The organism is Bradyrhizobium semiaridum (assembly GCF_020329505.1).
In the GTDB taxonomy this organism is placed as follows: domain Bacteria; phylum Pseudomonadota; class Alphaproteobacteria; order Rhizobiales; family Xanthobacteraceae; genus Bradyrhizobium; species Bradyrhizobium semiaridum.
This window is the reverse complement of the sequence record NZ_JAGKJJ010000009.1, coordinates 61,097-83,729: the sequence shown is the minus strand read 5'-3', so window position 1 is coordinate 83,729 and position 22,633 is coordinate 61,097. Positions and strand designations below refer to the sequence as shown.

General features: G+C 65.7%; 20 protein-coding genes and 1 tRNA gene. 15 read left to right on the top strand and 6 right to left on the bottom strand.

Annotation, left to right across the window (positions count from 1 at the left end):
• Nucleotides 1-47 precede the first annotated feature (47 nt).
• A complete protein-coding gene (locus tag J6500_RS13405; protein WP_225713178.1) occupies nt 48-1,193 on the bottom strand; it encodes a hypothetical protein in 1,146 nt (381 codons plus the stop codon).
• 234 nt (nt 1,194-1,427) lie between these two features.
• Here J6500_RS13405 and J6500_RS13400 point away from each other — a divergent pair, with 234 nt between their 5' ends.
• Together J6500_RS13400 and J6500_RS13395 are read left to right on the top strand one after the other, a co-directional pair.
• Nucleotides 1,428-1,673, top strand: a complete 246-nt coding sequence (locus J6500_RS13400; RefSeq protein WP_225713177.1) for a zinc-finger domain-containing protein — start codon at nt 1,428-1,430, stop codon at nt 1,671-1,673.
• A 12-nt stretch (nt 1,674-1,685) separates the two neighbouring features.
• A complete protein-coding gene (locus tag J6500_RS13395; protein WP_225713176.1) occupies nt 1,686-2,897 on the top strand; it encodes an FAD-dependent monooxygenase in 1,212 nt (403 codons plus the stop codon).
• An 11-nt stretch (nt 2,898-2,908) separates the two neighbouring features.
• Here the strand turns inward: J6500_RS13395 and J6500_RS13390 are convergent, their stop codons facing one another.
• Nucleotides 2,909-3,343: a twin-arginine translocation pathway signal gene (locus J6500_RS13390; RefSeq protein WP_225713175.1), complete on the bottom strand. Its 435-nt coding sequence runs from the start codon at nt 3,341-3,343 to the stop codon at nt 2,909-2,911.
• A 231-nt stretch (nt 3,344-3,574) separates the two neighbouring features.
• On the opposite strand from J6500_RS13390, the gene J6500_RS13385 reads away from it, so the two are divergent.
• A tRNA-Leu gene (locus J6500_RS13385) sits at nt 3,575-3,661 on the top strand.
• 250 nt (nt 3,662-3,911) lie between these two features.
• Nucleotides 3,912-4,157, top strand: a complete 246-nt coding sequence (locus J6500_RS13375) for a hypothetical protein (RefSeq protein WP_225713292.1) — start codon at nt 3,912-3,914, stop codon at nt 4,155-4,157.
• 106 nt (nt 4,158-4,263) lie between these two features.
• On the opposite strand, the gene J6500_RS13370 is transcribed toward J6500_RS13375, so the two are convergent.
• Nucleotides 4,264-5,883, bottom strand: a complete 1,620-nt coding sequence (locus J6500_RS13370; RefSeq protein ID WP_225713174.1) for an ABC transporter substrate-binding protein — start codon at nt 5,881-5,883, stop codon at nt 4,264-4,266.
• Nucleotides 5,884-6,147: 264 nt separating this feature from the next.
• Between J6500_RS13370 and J6500_RS13365 the strand changes: the two genes are divergently transcribed.
• The 10 genes from J6500_RS13365 to J6500_RS13320 all read left to right on the top strand — a co-directional run bounded on the left by J6500_RS13365 (nt 6,148) and on the right by J6500_RS13320 (nt 18,892).
• A complete protein-coding gene (locus tag J6500_RS13365; protein ID WP_225713173.1) occupies nt 6,148-7,278 on the top strand; it encodes a M20/M25/M40 family metallo-hydrolase in 1,131 nt (376 codons plus the stop codon).
• A gap of 399 nt (nt 7,279-7,677) precedes the next feature.
• Entirely contained in the window at nt 7,678-8,976 is a 1,299-nt protein-coding gene (locus tag J6500_RS13360) for an ArgE/DapE family deacylase (RefSeq protein ID WP_225713172.1), read from the top strand.
• 316 nt (nt 8,977-9,292) lie between these two features.
• Nucleotides 9,293-10,234 carry an ABC transporter permease gene (locus J6500_RS13355; protein WP_225713171.1) on the top strand — a complete coding sequence of 314 codons (942 nt, stop codon included), beginning with the start codon at nt 9,293-9,295 and terminating at the stop codon, nt 10,232-10,234.
• Nucleotides 10,235-10,237: 3 nt separating this feature from the next.
• Nucleotides 10,238-11,125, top strand: coding sequence for an ABC transporter permease (locus J6500_RS13350; protein ID WP_225713170.1), 888 nt, complete (start codon nt 10,238-10,240; stop codon nt 11,123-11,125).
• A complete protein-coding gene (locus J6500_RS13345) occupies nt 11,122-12,777 on the top strand; it encodes an ABC transporter ATP-binding protein (RefSeq protein WP_225713169.1) in 1,656 nt (551 codons plus the stop codon). The genes J6500_RS13350 and J6500_RS13345 overlap by 4 nt, the downstream gene beginning before the upstream one ends.
• 271 nt (nt 12,778-13,048) lie before the next feature.
• Nucleotides 13,049-14,569, top strand: coding sequence for a M81 family metallopeptidase (locus J6500_RS13340; protein ID WP_225713168.1), 1,521 nt, complete (start codon nt 13,049-13,051; stop codon nt 14,567-14,569).
• Between the two features lie 5 nt (nt 14,570-14,574).
• A complete protein-coding gene (locus tag J6500_RS13335) occupies nt 14,575-15,747 on the top strand; it encodes a M20 aminoacylase family protein (protein WP_225713167.1) in 1,173 nt (390 codons plus the stop codon).
• Nucleotides 15,740-17,158: an amidase gene (locus tag J6500_RS13330; RefSeq protein ID WP_225713166.1), complete on the top strand. Its 1,419-nt coding sequence runs from the start codon at nt 15,740-15,742 to the stop codon at nt 17,156-17,158. Before J6500_RS13335 ends, J6500_RS13330 begins: the two co-directional genes overlap by 8 nt.
• A gap of 172 nt (nt 17,159-17,330) precedes the next feature.
• Entirely contained in the window at nt 17,331-18,221 is an 891-nt protein-coding gene (locus J6500_RS13325) for a crotonase/enoyl-CoA hydratase family protein (RefSeq protein WP_225713165.1), read from the top strand.
• Complete coding sequence (locus tag J6500_RS13320) at nt 18,218-18,892, top strand: alpha/beta hydrolase (RefSeq protein WP_225713164.1); 675 nt, start codon at nt 18,218-18,220, stop codon at nt 18,890-18,892. The genes J6500_RS13325 and J6500_RS13320 overlap by 4 nt, the downstream gene beginning before the upstream one ends.
• 40 nt (nt 18,893-18,932) lie before the next feature.
• Here J6500_RS13320 and J6500_RS13315 read toward each other — a convergent pair whose 3' ends face one another.
• From J6500_RS13315 to J6500_RS13305, 3 genes are all read right to left on the bottom strand, one after another.
• Nucleotides 18,933-19,907 (bottom strand): NADPH:quinone oxidoreductase family protein, encoded by a 975-nt coding sequence (locus J6500_RS13315; RefSeq protein ID WP_225713163.1) that lies wholly within the window; start codon nt 19,905-19,907, stop codon nt 18,933-18,935.
• Complete coding sequence (locus J6500_RS13310) at nt 19,907-20,518, bottom strand: 2-hydroxychromene-2-carboxylate isomerase (RefSeq protein WP_225713162.1); 612 nt, start codon at nt 20,516-20,518, stop codon at nt 19,907-19,909. The genes J6500_RS13315 and J6500_RS13310 overlap by 1 nt, the downstream gene beginning before the upstream one ends.
• 134 nt (nt 20,519-20,652) lie before the next feature.
• Nucleotides 20,653-21,357 carry a glutathione binding-like protein gene (locus J6500_RS13305; RefSeq protein WP_225713161.1) on the bottom strand — a complete coding sequence of 235 codons (705 nt, stop codon included), beginning with the start codon at nt 21,355-21,357 and terminating at the stop codon, nt 20,653-20,655.
• Nucleotides 21,358-21,455: 98 nt separating this feature from the next.
• On the opposite strand from J6500_RS13305, the gene J6500_RS13300 reads away from it, so the two are divergent.
• A complete protein-coding gene (locus J6500_RS13300; protein WP_225713160.1) occupies nt 21,456-22,478 on the top strand; it encodes a methionine synthase in 1,023 nt (340 codons plus the stop codon).
• Nucleotides 22,479-22,633: the final 155 nt, after the last annotated feature.

The following is a 22,633-nucleotide window of genomic DNA, read 5'->3' as shown; positions in this document are numbered from 1 at the left end:
TCTTCTTGGGGGATTTTGGGATTGGCGGTCGACAGCCGACCGCAAGCTTAGCCCTGGACGGCTGCGCCCGCCAGCGCGGCCTGGGTCGCCATGTCAGCCGTCGCCTGCTGCCTGAGGCGACGCGCCTTGCTGCGTCTAAGCCACCACGCGGTCGCCCGCTCGGTGGTCGCCTTGATCGACGCGAGGAATCCGAACAGCGTCAACAGCGCGCCGAACAGCCACATCGTGAGATTGAACGTGCCCACGGCAAGCAGCAGCGCACCGCGGCCGAGCAGCTTCAGGATCGCACGGGTCTGGCCGCCCTTCGCTTCGGCGATGCGGGCGGCGCGCGCGAGCTCCTTCGGGTTCTCCGCGACCTTGAGCGTATCCCGCGCGGCACGAACACCGGCGGCCTCGCCGATGCGTCCGACGTCCTTGGCGGCGCGCACCAGCGCGCCGGCCTTCTCGGCGCGGAACGCCGCGCGGATCGCGCCCGCGGTCTCTGCCGGCCGGAGCACCGAACCTGATGACACGGCCTGGCGCAACGCCGGCTCGTCGACGACATCGCGCGCCGAGCGTCCGGCCCACGAAATCAATCCCTCGCTGAGCCGTCCCGCCTTGCGCGTATCCTTGACCAGCGTCAGTCCGGCACGCAGCGGCGCCGCGCCGCCGACCGAGACATAGGTCGCCGCGGTCACCGCGAGCCCGGCGGCAGCGAGGCCAAGCACCAGATGATCGGTGTCCTCGCCCATCGCCAGATGCTTGCCTTCGCGCACGACATCCCTGATGTCGCCGAACACGAACAGATCGCCGGCGACCGTGCCGGACAGGCTTGCGACATCGTCGGCATCGCCGGTCACGAAGCCGGTAGCGAACCCCTTGGCGAAATGCACCGTCGAGCCTTGCTCGGCGACCGCATCGTCGACACGCTTGGTGAGTTCGTCACCGAGCGCGATGTTTCTGTCGCGCGCGAGCGCAACGAAGCTCGCGGCGAGATCGGCGTCGTTGGCGGCGAGCGCCGCCTCGATGTTTTCCGAGATCAACGTCGGATTGTTGCGCAGGGCCGATTTGATTCTGAGATCGGCGAGTTCGGCCGGATCGTCCTGCGCGGCCAGCACGGCGCCGGCATCGTGGGCATGCGGCCAGACGGCGGCACCCAGCGCAGCGGTTGCTGCGATGCCGGCCGCCGCGAAGCTGACACGCATCCGGTTCATCACGAAAAAACCTCTAGTTTAAGTCGCCTTGGAGATAGTGTGCCGTTTTTGCGACACAACGGCTCCGACCAAAGGAGGGCTTCTCTGGGACGACAAGATTGTGTCGAATTTGCATGAGCAAATGGGCCGTCGGGGCTCTAGGAATCAACAGTTCCCGCCAGTATGGTGCGCGGCATTTCGCGATGCCGCACGCTGCTGATTGTGTTTGCTCATTGCTGCCACCAAGGTGAGAATATGTCCGACCACGTCGTCCCGCACTTCCATAACGATGCCGGAGTCTCGGTGATCGAGATCGGCTCGCAGGAGTTCATGTGCGTGGGCGCCAACCCGCCCTTCGACCATCCGCATGTGTTCCTCGACCTCGGCAACGACAGCGAGATCATCTGCCCGTACTGCTCGACGCTGTATCGCTTCGCGTCCGACCTTGCGCCCGGCGAGGCGCGCCCGCCCGAATGCGTGCTGAAAGACCGGGTCGCCTGACCTGACGCGCCCGTGGCGCTGACGCGAACCGTCATCGTAGCAGGCGCCGGGATCGGAGGACTGACGGCATCGCTGACGTTGGCCGCGCAGGGTTTTCGCGTCGTCGTGCTGGAGAAGGCCGACCGGCTCGAGGAAGCCGGCGCCGGCATCCAGCTCTCCCCGAATGCCAGCCGTATCCTGGTCGAGCTCGGGCTGAAGGAGCGGCTTGCGCGGCGCGCGGTGACGCCGGAGGCCGTGACCGTCATGAGCGCGCGCGCCGGCGGCGAGATCACGCGGATGCCGCTCGGCGAGGCCGCTGCGTTCCGCGCCGGATCACCCTATTGGGTGGTCCACCGGGCCGACTTGCAGGCCGCGTTGCAGGATGCGGTGAACGATCATCCCGACATCGACCTCCGCCTCGGCTGCCAGTTCGAGGACGTTGCCAAGCATGCCAAGGGACTGACCGTGGTCCAGCGCCGCGGCAATGCACGGCAGCAGGAATTGGCGGTGGCGCTGATCGGCGCTGACGGCATCTGGTCGTCGGTGCGCGGACATTTGTTTCCGGACGTGCAGCCACGATTTTCCGGCCTGATCGCCTGGCGCGGCACGCTGGAGGCCACAGCCCTGCCGCGTGAATATACCGCGCCGCGGGTGCAGCTCTGGATGGGGCCGAATGCGCATCTCGTCGCCTATCCGATCTCGGCGGGCCGTCAGATCAATGTCGTCGCGATCGTCTCCGGCACCTGGAACCGGCCGGGCTGGAGCGCACCCGGCGACGTCAACGAGGTCAAGGACGCGTTCACGTCGCGCTGGCCCGCGACTGCACGGATGCTGATCGGTGCAGTCGATGGCTGGCGCAAATGGGCGCTGTTCACCCTGCCCGATATCGGCCGCTGGAACGAAGGCGCGGTGGCGCTGCTCGGCGACGCCGCGCATGCGATGTTGCCGTTCGCCGCGCAGGGCGCCGGCATGGCGATCGAGGACGCGGCGGTGCTTGGCAAGAGCTTGAGAGAGGCCATGAGTGACAGCGGCGGCGAAAACGTTTCAGGGATTCCTGCCGCACTGAAGCGCTACGCCCAGATGCGCCGCCCGCGCGTTCTGAAAGTGCAGCGCCTCGCGCGGCAACAGGGCCGCATCTATCATCTGAGCGGTCCGGCCGCGATTGCGCGCGATCTCGCCATTCGCGCCATCGGGCCGCAGCGCATGCTGGCGCGGCAGGATTGGATCTACGACTGGCGGGCGTAACGGACGGTCGGCTAGTGGAGCGCCGAGCGCGGCGGCCGTGCGCCTTTTGCGGCGGGAGCGGGCGACGTGGACGGCGTCGCCTCGGCGGCCGCCGGTGGGGTTTCATGGCACCTGCTCTTGCGCCAGGCATCCTCCAGCACCTTCTGCTGGCCATGGATCGCAATCAGCTCGTTCCGGTAGGCCAATTCCGACACCACGGCACCGCCGACACCGGTCTGGGCCTTGGCCATCAACGCCTCCTGATTGGCGGCGCGGCTGGCCAGACTCTTGCGCTCGGTCTCGAGCTGCGTGCAGTCATAGAGATCGTATTTGGCGGGATCGGCAAAAGCCGACGACACGCTGTCGCCGATCTGCGCGCAGCCGGAGACGCCGGCAGCCAGGGCGAGCAGCGTAACGACGGCCGCCGCGCGCGACAGGCTGCGGCGGCAGGGGAAACGAGCGAACATGCGGCTTTCTTAATCGGACAGTGTTGAGATTGCCTAAAGCAGCCACAGATGTCGGGATTGAGGCTGCATCGCGGCATCGCGGCACGCCGTCCTTATCGGCGCAAGGCGCGCCTGGCGCAATCGGAATTGCAGGTCGGCGCGCTAAGGCATTGAAACCGCGCTTGTTCACACCGGATAATGCCGATTCCACTGCAGCGCCAAACGCGCTAGAAATCGGCGCGCCTGGCGCACGCGGACGTGGCGGAATTGGTAGACGCAAGGGACTTAAAATCCCTCGATGGCAACGTCGTGTGGGTTCGAGTCCCACCGCCCGCACCAGGCTTCGGTACAGCGCCTCACTCGAACGTCGACCCCAACCGCCTCTCCCTCTTCCATAACGATCCGGCACGGCCTCCGCTCGCCGTCGACGGCAAGCGTGAAGCGGTCGGGAAACCAGAGCGGCGAGTTGACCTCGATGCTGGCTCCTGCCGCGAGAGGTTTCGCACCGTGCATGCGATCACTTCGCTGCCGAACTCGATGGTCCCCGACTTTGAGGACCCGGCAACGCGGAGCGGCACGCCGCTCCTCCATGGGCAGCGCGGCGGTCGGCGCGGGCTTGCTGTTGGGCACGGCCATCGGGCAGGAACCACTTCCCGTCAAAATTGTTGTCACGCAGCAATTGGAGATGACGATGACCAACGAGCGCGATTCCGAGAAACAAGCGGCGAATGAGCGCCACCAGCGCAAGGGCGGGCCGCCCCCGGAGCGCACCCCGCCGCAGGGCGGGCCGCCAGTCCATGACGGTCTCGAGCAGGTGCGAGACTGTCACACCTGATCGGCGGAAGCCCTAAAAACAAGAATGGCCGGGGCGATGCCCGGCCATTTTTGCTTGTGCTGTGTGAAGACTGTGCTTGTGCTGTGTGAAGACGCCTTGCGTCCTTTTACTCCGACTTCTCGATATTCCAGAAGATCGGCGTCGCCGGACCGTCGAGCACGCCGGTCAATGACTTCCGCCATGCGCTCGGGATCGTGTACTGGCCGAGCGGAACGTAGATCACCTGGTCGTAGGCTTCCTTCTGGATGTCGGCGGCGATCTTCTTCTTCTCGTCAATCGAGGCTGCGCGCGCGAACTTGTCGCGCAGCTCCTCGATCTTGGGATCATCGGCCCAGCCGAACCAGCCGCCGTTCTTGCCGCGCCCGGTGATCGATGCGTTGACGATCGGATCGGACACGTCGGCCGCGACCCAGTTGGTGAAGAACATGTTCCAGCCGCCTTCCTTCGGCGGCTTCTGGCTGGCGCGGCGGGTGACCACGGTCTGCCAGTCGGTCGCCTGCAGATCGACCTTGAAGCCGGCATCGCGCAGCAGCTGCGCCGCGACGATCGGCTGCGCCTTCAGCGTCGTGACGTCGCCGGGCGCCATCACGACGACGGGTGTGCCGTCATAGCCCGACTCGGCCAGCGCCTTCTTGGCCTCGGCCATGCCGGTGCCCTTCACCAGCGTCTCGGCACCGACGTCGGTCTCGAGCGGCGTGCCGCAGACGAAGAACGCGCCGCAGATCTGCTGATACTTGGCGTTGCCGACCAGCGCGTCGAGCACGTCTTTCTGGTTCATCGCCAGGAACGCGGCGCGGCGCACCTTCGGATTGTCGAACGGCGGGTACAGGAAGTTCATCCGGCCGAGCGTCTGGAAGCCGAACTTGTTCAGCACCTCGATCTTGAGGTCCTTGCTCGCTTCCAGCACCGGCAGCATGTCGAACGGAACGTTCTCCATGAAGTCGATGTCGCCGGATTGCAGCGCGTTCACCGCGGTCTGCGCGTCGGGCATCGTCACCCATTCGACGCGATCGACCTTCACGACCTTGCCGCCCGCGGTCCAGCTCGCCGGCTCCTTGCGCGGCACATAGTCCTTGTTCTTCTCGTAGACCGCCTTCACGCCCGGCTGGAATTCGCTCTGCACGAATTTGAACGGGCCGGAGCCGATCTGTTCCGGGATCGGCTTGTCCGGCGGCGTCTCGGCAAGACGCTTCGGCATCATGAACGGCACGCGCGACGACGGCTTGCCGATCGATTCCAGCACCAGGCCGTAGGGCTCCTTCAGCTTCAGCGTGATGGTCTTGGCGTCGGTGGCATCGAGGCTCGCGACGAAGTCCATCAGCTTCTGGCCCATGCCGTCGACCTTGCCCCAGCGCTTCAGCGAGGCGACGCAATCTTCCGCCGTGACCGGCGTGCCATCATGCCACTTCAGGCCGTCGCGCAGCGTGAAGGTGTAGGTGAGCTTGTCGTCGGAGACCTTCCAGTCCGCCATCTGCGGCTGGATCTTGAAACTGGAATCGGTCGCGAGCAGCGTGTCGTAGATCATGTAGCCATGGTCGCGGGTGATGTAGGCCGTGGTCATGATCGGATCGATGACGCGCAGATCCGAATGCATCACCGCGGTGATGGTCTTGCCCGCGGCCATCGCCGGCGGCGCAAACGACAAATCCTGCGGCGCGAACGACAGCGCGAGCGCCGACAGCGCGGCCGCTATCGTGCGATGCTTCCAACGCGAGATAGGCAACATGCAATTTCTCCTGACGTCTGATTGGTCAAAGCCGGCTTATTCGTTATGCATGAGGTCCGTTATTTAGGCGGACTAACATGCTGTTGGGCTTGCGAAATCGAGACTTGCACCAAGTCCTGTGTGCGTCAATCGGTTTCCGGCGAGATCGCACGTACACTAACGAATGATGCGGCGCGGCCCGGATTTTGACTTTACAAATTCGCTAGCTGCGACTTTCGTATGCGCGCGCGACGGCGCGGTCCAAACAACAAAGAGAGAAACGTCATGAACCCAGCCAATCTTCCCTTTGATTCTGAAGCGATGCTGCAGGGCCTGCGGAGCTGGGTGGAATGCGAGAGCCCGACCTGGGACGCGTCCGCGGTCGAGCGCATGCTCGACCTCGCCGCGCGCGACATGGCGATCATGGGTGCGACGATCGAGCGCATCGCCGGGCGGCAGGGGTTTGCCGGCTGCGTCCGCGCCCGCTTCCCGCATCCGAAGCAGGGCCAGCCCGGCATCCTGATCGCCGGCCACCTCGACACCGTGCATCCGGTCGGCACCATCGAGAAGCTGCAGTGGCGGCGCGAGGGCAACAAGTGCTTCGGCCCCGGCATCTTCGACATGAAGGGCGGCAACTATCTCTCGCTCGAGGCGATCAGACAATTGGCCCGCGCTTCGTTCACGACGCCGCTGCCGATCACCGTGCTGTTCACCCCGGATGAAGAGGTCGGCACGCCGTCGACGCGCGACATCATCGAGGCGGAAGCCGCGCGCAACAAATATGTGCTGGTGCCCGAACCCGGCCGGCCGAACAACGGCGTCGTCACCGGCCGCTACGCGATCGCACGCTTCAACCTGGAAGCCATCGGCAAGCCGAGCCATGCCGGCGCGACGCTGGCCTCCGGCCGCTCCGCGATCCGCGAGATGGCGCGGCAGATTCTCGCCATCGACGGCATGACATCAGAGGATTGCACCTTCTCCGTCGGCATCGTGCATGGCGGCCAATGGGTCAATTGCGTTGCCACGACCTGCACCGGCGAAGCGCTCAGCATGGCCAAGCGGCAGGCCGATCTCGACCGCGGTGTCGAGCGCATGCTGGCGCTGTCGGGCACCACCAACGACGTGACGTTCAAGGTGACGCGCGGCGTCACCCGCCCGGTGTGGGAGCCGGACGCCGGCACCATGGCACTCTATGAAAAGGCAAAAGGTCTCGCGGCGGCGATGGGCCTCGACCTGCCGCACGGCAGTGCCGGCGGCGGCTCCGACGGCAACTTCACCGGTGCGATGGGCATCCCCACGCTCGACGGCCTCGGCGTGCGCGGCGCCGACGCGCACACGCTCAACGAACATATCGAGGTCGACAGCCTCGCTGAGCGCGGCCAGCTGATGGCGGGACTGCTGGCGACGCTGGAATGATCGCTTGCATGCCCAACACGTCGGCAGCGCCGGAGCGAACTTTAGTCTTGTTTGCGCGCCCTCGATGGTGCCCTCGCAGGCCGGTGCGGCCGAGACCAGCCACGCAGCTTTCCTCCAATTATCCGGCCGAAGGGAAGGAATATGAGCGTATGAGAGTGCGGGCGGGCCGGAATTCGCTGAGAACCACCGCGTGACAGGGATTAGCTTTACCATGGGGAGAAGCGAGCCAACTTGGGAGGCCACAATGCGCATCGCGGCGGCGCACACGCGTCACATGGCGGTCCAGCGTGGAATTGTGAACGACACGGCTGCCGGCTTCGGCCGGGGCCGCATTTCACCACGTCCCCACCGCTCGCATCGGTCCGACAATTCTATGCAAGTCGCCAGGAAAGGCGGGACATGACCACCGAGACGTTGACCAGGCCGAATCAGATTGCCGGCGAGCTGTGCGCTGCCGTCGACCGGAACTTTGATGATCAGATCGCCTTCCTGTCGCGCATGGTCCAGTTCCGCAGCCTGCGCGGACAGGAAGCGCCGCAGCAGCTTTGGCTGGCCGAACAATTCGCCAAGCGCGGCTACGACGTCGATGCGTTCAGCCTCGCCGACGTCGACCTGATGAGCCATCCGAAGGCTGCACCGATGGACGGCATCGATCTTGCCGGATCGCAGCAGGTCGTTGCGACGCTCAACGGCAAGGGCAGCGGACGCAGCCTGATCCTGCAAGGTCATATCGATGTCGTGCCGGAGGGGCCTGCGGACCTTTGGGACCACCCGCCGTTCGCGGCTGCGGTCCGCGACGGCTGGATGTTCGGACGCGGCGCACAGGACATGAAGGCCGGCGTCTCGGCCATGATCTTCGCACTCGATGCGATCCGAAGCGCCGGCTACGCGCCGCACGGCCGCATCCATCTGCAGACCGTGACCGAGGAGGAAAGCACCGGCAACGGCGCGCTGTCGACGCTGATGCGGGGCTATCGCGCCGACGCCTGCCTGATTCCCGAACCCACCGGGCATACGCTCACCCGCGCCCAGGTCGGGGCGATCTGGTTTCGGCTGCGCGTGCGCGGCACGCCGGTGCATGTCGCCTATTCCGAGACCGGCACCAGCGCCATCCTGTCGGCGATGCATCTGGTGCGTGCGTTCCAGGATTACACTAAGACGCTCAACGCAAGGGCGCTCGACAACAGCTGGTTCCGCGGCGTCAAGAATCCGATCAAGTTCAACGTCGGCATCATCAAGGGCGGCGACTGGGCCAGTTCGACCGCGGCCTGGTGCGAGCTGGATTGCCGGCTTGGTCTGTTGCCCGGCGAGACGCCGCGGGAGGCGATGCGCGGCATCGAGGAATGCTTGGCCGACGCGCACAAGACCGATGACTTCCTGTCCGACAACCCGGCCGAACTGGTGTGGAGCGGATTTCAGGCCGACGCCGCGGTGTGCGAGCCCGGCAGCGAAGCTGAAGCCGTGCTGTCCGCAGCCCATCAATCGGTTTTCCAGGCTCCGATGGAGGAGCGCCTGTCCACCGCCGTCAACGACACCCGCTACTATTGCGTCGATTACGGCATCCCTGCCCTCTGCTATGGTCCTTATGGCGTCGGCCCGCACGCGTTCAATGAGCGCATCGAGCTCGACAGCCTGCGCAAGACAACGCAGAGCATCGCATTGTTCGTCGCCAACTGGTGCGGCGTGACGAGAGCGTGAATGGCCCACCGCCCAGCGCCGGTCGTTCACCACAGAATGTGCAATTCGAAATTGCGGTTTCAGATCAGAGGGAGACGATCAGGACCGGTCGACACGGCGCAGAGACTGACGCCACATCGTGCTTTCCAGGCTGCAAGCGGCCTGAACCGCAGCTTGATCTGGCGCGGTCATTGGCACAGTATTTGCCTGCAAATTCATCGCTTTCGGACCGGCTTTCAGAGTAACGACGCAGAGGCGCATGACACACATCACGGGGACACAATCAGCATGATGCCGCCCAGCCTTCGCTTCGCACCGCCTGAATGGAGCTAGCAACATGCTCGGCTATCTGCTTCGCCGCATCCTTGCCGCCATCCCCGTGATGGGCGTGGTCGCGCTGTTCGTGTTCCTGCTGCTGCGGCTGACGCCGGGCGATCCCGCCGCGATCCTCGCCGGCGACAATGCGACGCCGGAACAGCTCGAGCGCATCAGAACCTCGCTCGGGCTCAACGAGCCGATCTACATCCAGTTCTACACCTGGATCGTCAAGCTGCTGCACGGCGATCTCGGCGTCTCGCTGATCTCCAACAAGCCGATCCTCGAGATGATCGGCCCGCGCCTCGAACCCTCGATCTCGGTCGCGCTCGCCACCATCATCCTTTCGATCGTGGTCGCGGTGCCGCTCGGCGTGATCGCGGCGTGGAAGCACGGCACCTGGATCGACCGCTTCGTGATGGGACTGTCGGTGCTCGGCTTCTCGGTGCCGGTGTTCGTGATCGGCTATGTGCTGATCCAGATCTTTGCGATCAATCTGCACTGGGTGCCGGTGCAGGGCTTCAGGAGCATCTCGGCCGGCTTCGGTCCATTCTTCGAACGCCTGATCCTGCCGACCTGCACGCTCTCCTTCATCTATGTCGCGCTGATCGCGCGCATGACGCGCGCCTCGATGCTCGACGTGCTCGGCGAGGATTACGTGCGCACCGCCCGCGCCAAGGGCATCGGCGAGACCGGCGTGCTGCTGCGTCACGCGCTGCGCAACGCGGCGGTGCCGGTCATCACCGTGATCGGCTCCGGCTTTGCGCTCCTGATCTCCGGCGTCGTCGTCACCGAAAGCGTGTTCAACCTGCCCGGCATCGGCCGCCTCACCGTCGATGCGGTGCTGGCGCGCGACTATCCGGTGATCCAGGCCATGATCCTTCTGACGTCGGGCATCTATGTCGCGGTCAATCTCTTGATCGACCTCGCCTATACCCTGCTCGATCCTCGTATCCGGTACTGAGCGATGGCGATCGATACCCTTCCCGAATCCTCGATCCCCGTCACCCGGCCGTTCCGGCTGCGGCTCGGCTTCCTGACGGCGACGCCGATCATCGCGGTTGCGACGATTTGCCTCGTCCTCATCATCCTGATGGCGATCTGCGCGCCGCTGCTGGCGCCGCACGATCCGCTGCTGCTGGCGCCGGCGCAACGGCTGAAGCCGGCAAGCGCGCAGTTCCTGCTCGGCACCGATGCCTTCGGCCGCGATGTGCTGTCGCGCATCATCTACGGCGCGCGGATCTCGCTTGTGATCGGGCTCGGCGCCGCGGTCTGCTCGATCGCGATCGGGCTCTTGATCGGCCTCGTCTCCGGCTTCTTCCGCTGGGTCGATGCCGTGATGATGCGGATCATGGACGGCCTGATGGCGATCCCCGCCATCCTGCTCGCGATCGCCGTGGTGTCGCTGTCGGGCGCCAGCATCTGGACGGTGATGATCGCGATCACCATCCCCGAGATCCCGCGCGTGGCGCGGCTGGTGCGCTCGGTGGTGCTGACCGCGCGCGAGGAACCCTATGTCGAGGCGGCGATCTCGGTCGGCTCCAGCCTGCCCAAGATCATGTGGCGGCATTTGATGCCGAACACGATCGCGCCGCTGATCGTGCAAAGCACGTATGTGTGCGCTTCCGCGATCCTCACCGAGGCGATCCTGTCGTTCCTCGGCGCCGGCATCTCGCCGGAAACCCCGACCTGGGGCAACATCATGGCCGAGGGCCGTGCCTACTTCCAGGTCAAGCCGTCGCTGATCTTCTGGCCGGGACTTCTGCTCTCGATCGCCATCCTCAGCGTCAATCTGATCGGCGACGCCGCGCGCGACGCGCTCGATCCCCGCATGAAGCAGCGTGAGGGCAAGTGACCGCAGCCAACTCGACCAACGTCGTCCTCGACATCAACAACCTCGTCGTCGGCCTCGGCCGCAAGGCGGACGCGCACCGCATCATCGATGACCTTTCGCTGCAGGTCCGCGAGGGCGAGACGCTGTGCCTCGTCGGCGAAAGCGGCTCGGGCAAGTCGGTCACCTCGCTGACGGTGATGGGCCTGCTGCAAAAGGGCACGCTGGTGCCGTCAGGCGGCAGCGTCAAACTGGTCGGCGAGGAACTGCTCACCGCCAGCGACCGCCGCTTGCGGCAATTGCGCGCGACGCGGATGGCGATGATCTTCCAGGAGCCAATGACCGCGCTCAATCCGGTGGTGCATGTCGGCCGCCAGATCGACGAGGTGCTGCGCGCCCATACCGATCTCGACGCCCGCGCGCGCCAGCAGAAGATCCTGGCGATGATGGAGCATGTGCGGCTGCCGGACGTCGAGCGCATCTTCGCCTCCTACCCGCACCGCCTCTCGGGCGGCCAGCGCCAGCGCATCATGATTGCGATGGCCCTGGTCCTGGAGCCGAAGCTGTTGATCGCGGACGAGCCGACCACCGCGCTCGATGTCACCACCCAGAAGCAGATCCTCACGCTGATCCGCGACCTGCAGCGCGATCACGGCACCGCGGTGCTGTTCATCACCCACGACATGGGCGTGGTCGCCGAGATCGCCGACCGCGTCGCGGTGATGCGGCACGGCCGGCTGGTCGAGAGCGGCCCGCTCGACGACGTGCTGCGCCACCCGAAGATGGAATACACCCGCAACCTGCTGTCCTCGGTACCCAGTCTCGTGCCCCGCACGCCGCGCCCCGAGACCAGCGAGCCGGTGGTGCTGGAGGCCAACGAGCTCGGCAAGGTCTACCGCGAACGCTCGATGTTCGGCAAAGCCCGCGAGGTCGCCGCCGCGAAAGACGTCACCCTCACTTTACGCAAGGGCCGCACGCTCGGCATCGTCGGCGAAAGCGGCTCCGGCAAATCGACGGTGGCGCGCTGCATCGTGCGCCTGATCGATCCGACGTCGGGCGGCGTGCGCCTCGCCGGCCGCGAGATCTCGGATTTGTCGCGGCGGCTGCTGCAGCCGCACCGCAAGAAGATCCAGATCATCTTCCAGGACCCCTATCGCTCGCTCAATCCGCGCGTCACCGTCGGCGAGAGCATCGCCGAAGGCCCGATCAATTACGGCATGCCGCGCAAGGATGCGCTGGCGCGGGCGCGCGAACTGCTCGAGCTGGTCCACCTGCCGCCCGACGCCATCTCGCGCTACCCGCACCAGTTCTCCGGCGGCCAGCGCCAGCGCATCGCGATCGCGCGCGCCCTGGCGCTCGATCCCGACGTGCTGGTGGCGGACGAAGCCGTCTCCGCGCTCGACGTCTCGGTGCAAGCGCAGGTGCTCGATCTGCTTGACGAAATCCAGAAGCGGCTCGGCATCGCGCTGTTGTTCATCACGCACGACCTGCGTGTCGCTGCGCAGATCTGCGACGACGTCGCCGTGATGCAGCATGGCCGCATCGTGGAGCAGGGACCGGCGGCCGAGGTGCTGACCAATCCGCAGCAGGCCTACACCCGCGCGCTGCTGGATGCGGCGCCTGGTCGCGGTTGGGATTTTGCCAACTTCCGTCCGGTTTCCGAAGCCGCGGAGTAAATCCGTAGCCCGGATGCAGCGAAGCGAAATCCGGGTTCTCGCACGCGGTGCCGGCTGTCCCGGATTGCGCTTCGCTGCATCCGGGCTACAAACCGCTCGCTCGCAATGACGGACTGCGTTGAGGGCATGCAAATCCGGCAGTGCTCCACGCCTTGCGCTTGGCGCAACGACACGCTTAACGTCGCCCGCAAGAGCAACGATCCGGAAAAGTGGGCCACCGGTTTTCCGAATAGATCATGCTCAACCGAAGAAAAGTGTCGAGACCGACTTAATGACCCGCATCGCCGTTGGCGGCTTCCTGCACGAGACCAATACCTTCGCGCCGGCGAAGGCCACCTATGATGATTTCGTGCATGGCGGCGGCTGGCCGGCGATGACGCATGGCGCCGGCGTGCTCAAGGTGATGCGCCGGATCAATGCCGGCCTCGCCGGCTTTGCCGAGACGGCCGAGGCCCATGGCTGGGAGCTGGTCCCGACGGTCGCGGCCGGCGCGACGCCGTCGGCGCATGTGACGAAGGACGCCTTCGAACGCATCGTGACGGAGATGGTCGACGGCATCGCCGCGGCCGGCCCGGTCGACGGGGTCTATCTCGATCTGCACGGCGCGATGGTGACCGAGCACCTTGACGACGGCGAAGCCGAGATCCTCGCCCGCGTCCGCAAGACGATCGGCCACGATGTGCCGCTGGTCGCGAGCCTCGATCTGCATGCTAACGTCTCGCCCGAGATGATCGCCCATGCCGACGCGCTGATCGCCTATCGCACCTATCCGCATGTCGACATGGCCGACACCGGCCGCGCCTGCGCCAGGCACCTCGCTCTGCTGCTCAAGTCCGGACAGCGCCTCGCGAAGGCGTTTCGCCAGGTACCGTTCCTGATCCCGATCAGCTGGCAATGCACCAACGACCAGCCGGCCAGGGGCATCTACCAGAAGCTTGCCGCGCTGGAGAGCGAGGCGGTGCCGACACTGTCGTTTGCGTTCGGCTTCCCGGCCGCCGATTTCCGCGATTGCGGCCCGAGCGTGTTCGCCTACGGCCGGACGCAGGCCGACGCCGATGCGGCCGCCGACCGCATCCTCGCGCTGGTCGAAGGCCATGAGGACGATTTCGACGGCGGCATCTATTCACCGGACGACGGCATCCGCTACGCGATGGAGCTGGCGCGGTCGGCGACCAAGCCGATCGTGATCGCCGACACCCAGGACAATCCGGGCGCCGGCGGCACTTCCGATACCACCGGCATGCTGCGCGCACTGGTGCGCAACCGGGCGAGCGGCGCCACCGGCGTGATCTGCGATCCGCAATCGGCCAGGGCGGCCCATGCGGCCGGCGCCGGCGCGACCGTCACGCTCGATCTCGGCGGCAAGTCGGGCATTCCCGGCGATGCGCCATATCGCGAGAGTTTCGTGGTCGAACAGCTCTCCGACGGCAAATTCCTTGCGCCGGGTCCGTTCTACGGCGGCCGCGACATGGATATGGGCCTGTCGGCGTGCCTGCGCATCGGCGATATCCGCGTCGTCGTCGCCTCGTACAAGGCGCAACTCGCCGACCAGGCGATGTACCGCTATGTCGGAATCGAGCCGACGGCGCAGAAGATTCTGGTCAACAAGAGCTCGGTGCATTTCCGCGCCGATTTCGAGCCGATCGCCGAAAAGCTGCTGATTTGCGCCGCGCCCGGCGCGATGCCGGCCGATCCCGCCACGCTGCCCTGGAAGCATCTGCGGCCGGGCATTCGCATCAAGCCGAACGGCGCTGCCTTCACACCACCCTCCCCATCACGCACAGACGGATAGGACCCATGCCGACAATTGAGCGCATCGACAGCTATGCCGACGAACTCACTGCCATCAGGCGGGATTTGCATGCGCATCCCGAGATCGGGTTCGAGGAGGTGCGCACGTCGGGGATCGTTGCCGAGAAGCTGACGAGCTGGGGCATCGAGGTGCATCGCGGCCTTGGCGGCACCGGCGTGGTCGGCGTGCTCAAGGGCAAGGGCAACGGCACCAAGAAGATCGGCCTGCGCGCCGACATGGACGCGCTGCCGATGGAGGAAAACACCAATCTGAAGTGGCGTTCGACGATTCCCGGCCGCTTCCACGGCTGCGGCCATGACGGTCACACCACGATGCTGCTCGGCTCGGCGCGCTACCTCGCCGAGACCCGCAATTTCGACGGCACCGTGCACTTCATCTTCCAGCCCGCCGAGGAAGGCCTCGGCGGCGCCCGCGCGATGATCAAGGACGGCCTGTTCAAGCAGTTCCCCTGCGACGAGGTCTACGGCCTGCACAACGCGCCCGACCTCAACCATGGCGAGATCGCGATCCTGCCGGGCCCGGCGATGGCCGCGGCCGACTTCTTCGACATCAGGATCCAGGGCTATGGCGCCCATGGCGCGATGCCGGAGCGCTCAAAGGATGCGGTGGTGATCGCAATGACGCTCGGTCAGGCGCTGCAGTCGATCGTCAGCCGCAACGTCGATCCGCTGCAGGCGGCGGTGCTGTCGATCACCCAGATCCATTCCGGCTCGGCGTACAACGTCATTCCCGGCGAAGCCTGGATGTGCGGCACGGTACGCTGCTTCTCCGAGGAGGTCCGCGCGCTGATCCGCAAGCGCATGCGCGAGATCGCTGCCGGTTTTGCCGCCGCCTATGACGCCGAGATCTCGGTCGAGATCCGCGACGGCTTCAGCGTGCTGGTCAATCAGGAAGAGCAGTCCCGCGTCGTCGAGGAAGTCGCGCGCACCGTCGTCGATCCGGCCAAGGTGATCACCCGCTCGACGCCCAAGATGGGCAGCGAGGATTTCGCCGACATGATGCAGGCCGTGCCCGGCGCCTATTTCTGGGTCGGCCATGACGGCTCGGTGCCCGTGCACAATCCCGGTTACGTTCTCGACGACAAGATCCTGCCGATCGGCGCCAGCATGTTCGCCCGCATCATCGAGAAACGCCTGCCGGTAGGTGCCCATGCATAAGCCGAAACAGGACGCCATCACCTCGCTGCACGATCTCTCCGCCGTCGACCTGCTCGCCGGCTACCGCGCCAAGCAGTTCTCGCCGTCGGAGGTGCTGGAAGAGATCATCGCCCAGGTCGCGGCCTGGGAGCCGCACATCAAGGCGCTCTATCTCTACGATCCCGACGGCGCGCGAAAGGTCGCGAAGGCCTCGACCGAGCGCTGGCAACAGGGCGAGCCGACCGGCACGCTCGACGGCGTGCCCGCCACCATCAAGGACAACGTCGCGACCAAGGACCAGCCGGTGCCGCTCGGCTCGGCAAGCGTGAAGCTCACGCCGGCGGCGAAAGACGCGCCGCCCGCGGCGCGGCTGCGCGAGGCTGGCTGCGTGATCTTCTCCAAGACCACGATGCCGGACTACGGCATGCTGTCGTCGGGGCTGTCCTCGTTCCATCCGCTCACCCGCAATCCCTGGGATGTCAGCAAGAATCCCGGCGGCTCGAGCTCCGGCGCGGGCGCGGCCGGTGCGGCCGGCTACGGCCCGCTGCATCTCGGCACGGATATCGGCGGCTCGGTGCGGCTGCCGGCCGCCTGGTGCGGCCTCGTCGCGCTGAAGCCGAGCCTCGGCCGCGTTCCGATCGATCCGCCCTATGTCGGCCGCGTCGCCGGCCCGATGACCCGCAGCGTCGACGACGCAGCGCTGATGATGAGCGTGCTGTCGCGACCCGACCGTCGCGACGGCATGAGCCTGCCCGCGCTCGAGGTCAACTGGAAGGCGCTGGAGAAATCGCCGCGCAAGCTGCGCATCGGCCTGATGCTCGATGCCGGCTCCGGCCAGAAGCTGGAGAAGGAAGCTCGCGACGTCGTCGTCAAGGCGGCGAAGGCGTTCGAATCCGCCGGCGCGGTGGTGACCGAGATCGACGGCATCCTGACGCCCGAGATGCTGGAAGGCCTCGACCATTTCTGGCGCGCCCGGACCTGGGACGAGCTGTCGAAACTGTCGCCAGCCGACCGCGGCAAGACCCTGCCCTACATCCTGAGCTGGGCCGAGGCCGGCGCAAAGCTATCCGGCGTCGACGTGGTGCGCGGCTTCAACCAGACCATGGCGATCCGCGCCGCCGCGACAAAGCTGTTCTGCGAGGTCGACTACGTGATCTCGCCGGTCTCGCCGGTGGTGAACTTCCCGGCGGAGTACGCCGCGCCGCTCAACGACCCGGCAAAGCCGTTCGAGCACATCTGCTTTACCGTGCCGTGGAATATGTCGGAGAACCCGGCGCTGGCAATCAACGGCGGCTACGACAAGAAGGGCTTTCCGATCGGCATCCAGATCATCGGCCGACGCTTCGACGACATCGGCGTGCTCGGCATGGGCAAGGCGTTCGAGGGCCTGCGCGGCCCGCAGAAGCCGTGGCCGACGCCGCCGAAGAAATAAGATACCACCTCTCTCCGTCATTCCGGGATGGCCCGAAGGGCCAGGCCCGGAATCCATTTGCCCACATGCGCCGTGGATGAATGGATTCCGGGCTCGCGCTTCGCGCGCCCCGGAATGACGTGATAGAGATCATGCGATGATCATCAAGAGGCGGACAAAGGAAGGAACCCCCATGGCGTATGAAACAATCAAGTACGAGATCGACGAGAAGATTCTCACGATCACGCTGAACCGGCCCGACAAGCTCAACGCCTTCAACGCCACGATGCAGCAGGAGCTGATCGACGCGTTCGACAAAGCCGACCAGGACGATGAGGTCAGGGCCATCATTGTCACCGGTGCAGGCCGCGGCTTCTGCGCCGGCGCCGACCTCTCCTCCGGCGCCAACACGTTCGACCGCGACGCGCGGCGCGGCCCGGTCAAGCGCAATGCCGACGGCAGCGTCGACTACAGCGATCCGCAAGTCCGCGACGGCGGCGGCCAGGTGACGCTGCGCATCTTCAAGTGCCTGAAGCCTGTCATCGCCGCGGTGAACGGCCCCGCGGTCGGCATCGGTGTCACCATGCAGCTGGCGATGGACATCCGCATCGCCTCGGAGGCTGCGCGATTCGGCTTCGTGTTTTCCCAGCGCGGCATCGTGCCGGAGGCCGCCTCAAGCTGGTTCCTGCCGCGCATCGTCGGCATCTCGCAGGCGCTGGAATGGTGCTATTCGGGCCGCGTGTTCCCGGCGCAGGAAGCGCTCGCCGGCCGGCTCGTCAGCAAGGTGGTGCCGCCGGACGATCTGCTGCCGACCGCGCGTGCGCTGGCCAAGGAGTTCGCGGCCAAGACCGCGCCGGTGTCGGTGGCGCTGATCCGCCAGATGATGTGGCGCATGCTGGGCGCCGACGATCCGATGGAAGCGCACAAGGTCGACAGCCGCGGCATCTATGCTCGCGGCCGCTCCGACGACGTCAAGGAGGGCGTGGTGTCGTTCCTGGAGAAGCGACCCGCGCAGTTCAAGAACAAGGTGTCCTCGGACATGCCCGACTATTTCCCGTGGTGGCAAGAGCACGAGTATAAGTGAGCGAACGGCGTCCCGCGGCGTCCACCACCGACGGCGTCGTCCTGCTGCACGGCATCAGCAGGACTGCGCGCTCGTTCCGCCGGATGGAGCTCGCGCTGAAGGACGCGGGCTTTGCCACGCTCAATCTCGACTATGACAGCCGGCGCAAGCCGCTCGATGCGCTGGCAGAAGATATCCACCCCTCGATCGATCCGTTCGCGAACGCGATCAGTGGCTGCGTTCATTTCGTCTGCCATTCGATGGGCGGCCTGCTCGCCCGCGCCTATCTCGCAAGACATCGTCCATTGCGGCTCGGCCGCGTCGTGATGCTGGGCACGCCGAACGGCGGCAGCGAAATCGCCGACCGCCTGAAGAATTTTCCGGCTTATCGCGCCTTCTTCGGCCCGGCCGGCCAGCAGCTTGTCACCCGCCGCGATGCCGCGACCAGCGCGCTGCTGCCTGACATCGACTATCCGGCCGGCATCATCGCCGGCAACCGCTCGGTCTATCCGATCACCTCGGTGATGCTGCCGCGCCCGCATGACGGCCGGGTCTCGGTCGCCGGCACGATGCTCGACGGCATGGCCGATCACATCGTGATCCGCACCTCACATCCGTGGCTGGTGCGCAACCGCGACGCCATCGCGCAGACGATCGCGTTTTTGCGCGAGGGAAGGTTCACTACGCCATAACCGTCATGGCGAGGAGCCAATGGCTCGCAATGACGAGCCGCTACTGCATCATCAGCGCCACCCGCCCGATCGCCTTGCGCTCGATCAGCAGCCGCATCGCCTTGGCAAAATCCTCCAGCGGCAGGCGGTGCGAGATGCTCGGCCGCACCTTGCCGGCCTCGGCCCATTCGCTCAGCGCCTTGAACCTGACCTCGCCGAGCGCAGGATCCTTGCGCACCGCCTCGCCGGCGCGAACGCCGAGCACGCTTGCGCCCTTGATCATGAGCAGATTGGTCCGCGCCAGGCCGATGCCGCCGGTGAAGCCGACCACGAGGATCCGCGCGCCCCAGTTGATGCAGCGCATCGAGTTCTCGAACACCTCGCCGCCGACGGGATCGAACACCACGTCGGCGCCGCGGCCATCGGTCAGCCGCTTGACGGCATCGCGGAACGGCTCGCGCTCGTAGAGCACGAGATGATCGGCACCGCGCGCTTTGGCGATCGCAAGCTTCTCCTCAGATGAGGCGGCCGCGATCACGGTAGCGCCGAGCAGCTTGCCGATCTCGACCGCGGCGAGCCCGACGCCGCCGCCAGCACCATGCACCAGCAGCACCTCGCCCGGCTTGATCTGGCCGCGGTCGATCAGCGCGTGATACGCCGTGCCGTGCGCGGCGAGAAACGTGGCGCCCTCCGCGTAGTCGAAAGTCGACGGCACGGGCACGAGCTGCGACGGCACTGCCACCGTCTCGTCGCAATAGGCGCCGAACCGCATCTTGACGATCACCTTGTCGCCGACGGCGACATCAGCGGCCTGATTGACCTCGACGACATCGCCGGATGCTTCCGAGCCCGGCGTGAACGGCAGCGGCGGCTTGAGCTGGTACTCGCCCGCGGCCATCAAGATATCGGGGAAATTGATCCCGGCGGCACGGATCGCGACGCGCACTTCGCCCGGCTTCAAGGGCGCCGAGGCAAAGCTCTCCAGCTTCAAGCGCTCGGGCGGTCCGAGCTCGCGGCAAACAACGGCTTTCGGCATCAGGCGGCGCTCGCCTTGCTGCGCGCCAGCGCTTCGCGGATCAGCGGCAGGCGGTCATTGCCGAAATACATGTCGGTCTTGCCGACGAAGATGGTCGGTGAGCCGAAGCCACCGCGCGCCATCACTTCATCGGTGTTGGCCTTGAGTTGATCCTTGATCGCCTGATCGCCGATGCCGGCAAAGAATTGCGCCGGATCGATCCCGACCTTGCCGCAGATCTCGGTCAGCACGGCATCCTGCGAGATGTCCTTGTCGTCACCCCAATAGGCTTCGAATACCGCGCGGGCGAACGGCACCATTTTTTCATTGCCGAGCCAGATGCAGCCGCGCATCGCCTTGACGCTGTTCACCGGAAACACCGTCGGCGGCATCTTGATCGCAAGGCCCGCCGAGCGCGCCCAGTCGCCGAGATCCTTCTTCATGTAGCGCGCCTTCAGCGGCACCGGCGTCTCGCGCTGGGCATAGACCGACGGATTGACGGTGTTGAAGATGCCGCCGACCAGGATCGGCCGCCAGGTGATCGCAGCGCCGAACTCCTTCGCCAGCGGCTGGATGTTGTGCCAGGCGAGATAGGTCCAGGGACTGGAACAGTCGAAGAAGAATTCGATCATGGCGTTTCCTTTCTCTCAATTTCGTCATTCCGGGGCGCGCCCCTGGCGCGAGCCCGGAATCCATCGCTCCACGAAACTTGCGGCCCAATGGATTCCGGGCTCACGACTTCGTCGCGCCCCGGAATGACGAGGAGCTACTGTTTCCCCAGCACTTCCTTTGCCCTCTGCCCGAACATGACCTTCCGCGACTCCTCGTCGAACGGCTCCTTGACGAACTTGCCGATCGCAAGGCCCGCCTGCACCTGCGGGCGGGCGCGCACGGTGGCGTACCAGCGCTTGATGTGCGGGTAATCGTCGAGCGTAAAGCCCTGCGCCTTGTGCGTCATGGTCCAGGGGAAGCAGGCGATATCGGCGATCGAATAGTCGTCACCGGCGATATAGGCGCCGGTCTTGCCGAGCTGGCGGTCGAGCACGCCGTAGAGCCGCGCCGTCTCGTCGCGGTAGCGCTCGATCGCGTAGGGAATCTTTTCGGCCGCATAGAGCGCGAAATGACCGTGCTGGCCGAGCATCGGCCCGAGGCCACCCATCTGCCACATCACCCATTGGATGACGGTCGACCGCGCCCGCAATTCCTGCGACAGGAAGCGGCCGGTCTTGTCGGCGAGATAGATCAGGATCGCGCCGGTCTCGAACACCGAGAACGGCCCGCCGCCGTCGCCGGGCGCATGGTCGACAATCGCGGGAATGCGGTTGTTCGGGCTGATCGCCAAAAATTCCGGGCGAAACTGCTCGCCGGCGCGGATGTTCACCGGGATGACCGTGTAGGGCAGCCCCAGTTCCTCCAGCATGATCGAGATTTTCCAGCCGTTCGGCGTCGGCGCGTAGTGCAGGTCGATCATCGGCGTCTTATTCCGCTCTCAGAAACTTTTGTTGTTCTGTACGCCGAGCATAGGACATGGCAGACAGGCGCTCAATCCGAACCGACCGGGAGGCTCCCATGCTGTTTCCAACCACGATCGCAGGCTCCCTGCCCAAGCCGGAATGGCTGGCCGAGCCGAATGTGCTGTGGGCGCCCTGGAAGTCCGAGGGCGCCGAACTCGCCCGCGCCAAGCGCGATGCCACCATGCTGGCGATCAAGCTGCAGGAGGACGCCGGCGTCGACATCGTCACCGAGGGCGAGCAGGCGCGCCAGCATTTTGTCCATGGCTTCCTGGAGAAGATCGAGGGCATCGATTTCGCCCACAAGGTCGAGATGGGCATCCGCAAGGACCGCTACAAAGCCATGGTGCCGCAGGTGGTGGCGCCGCTGCAGCTCAAGGGCCGCGTCCATGAGGGCGAGGCCCGGGTCGCGCGCGCCCATACGACGAACAAATTGAAATTCACCCTGCCCGGCCCGATGACGATCATCGACACCATCGCCGACCAATATTACGGCGACCGGGTCAAGATGGCGTTCGCCTTCGCCGAGCTGTTGAACCAGGAGGCCAAGGCGCTGCAGGAAGACGGCGTCGACATGATCCAGTTCGACGAGCCGGCCTTCAACGTCTACATGGACGAGGTTCGCGACTGGGGCATCAAGGCGCTGGAGCGCGCGGCCGAAGGCCTGACCTGCGCCACCGCGGTTCACATCTGCTACGGCTACGGCATCAAGGCCAATACCGACTGGAAGCAGACACTCGGCGGCGAGTGGCGGCAATACGAAGAGACTTTCCCCGTGATCGACAAGAGCGCGATCCAGCAGGTCGCGATCGAATGCCGCAATTCCAAGGTGCCGCTGGAATTGCTGGCGGCGCTGCCCGGCAAGATCGTGCAGGCCGGCGTGATCGACGTCGCCAGCGACGAGGTCGAAACCGCAGAGGACGTGGTCAAGGTGATCGAGGCGGTCGCAAAGTTCGTGCCGAAGAGCAACATCATCGCGACCACCAATTGCGGCATGGCGCCGATGCGGCGGGATATCGCCGAGGCCAAGCTCGTCGCGCTCGGCGCCGGCGCGAAGCTGGCGCGGCAGCGGCTGACTTAGCCGTACCTTCACCTCGCCCCGCTTGCGGGGAGAGGTCGAAATTCAAGCAAAGCTTGAATTTCGGTGAGGGGGAATCTCCGCGAATACATCTCAGCGGAGCACGTGGAGACAGCCCTCGCCCCAACCCTCTCCCCGTAAAGAACGGGGAGAGGGAG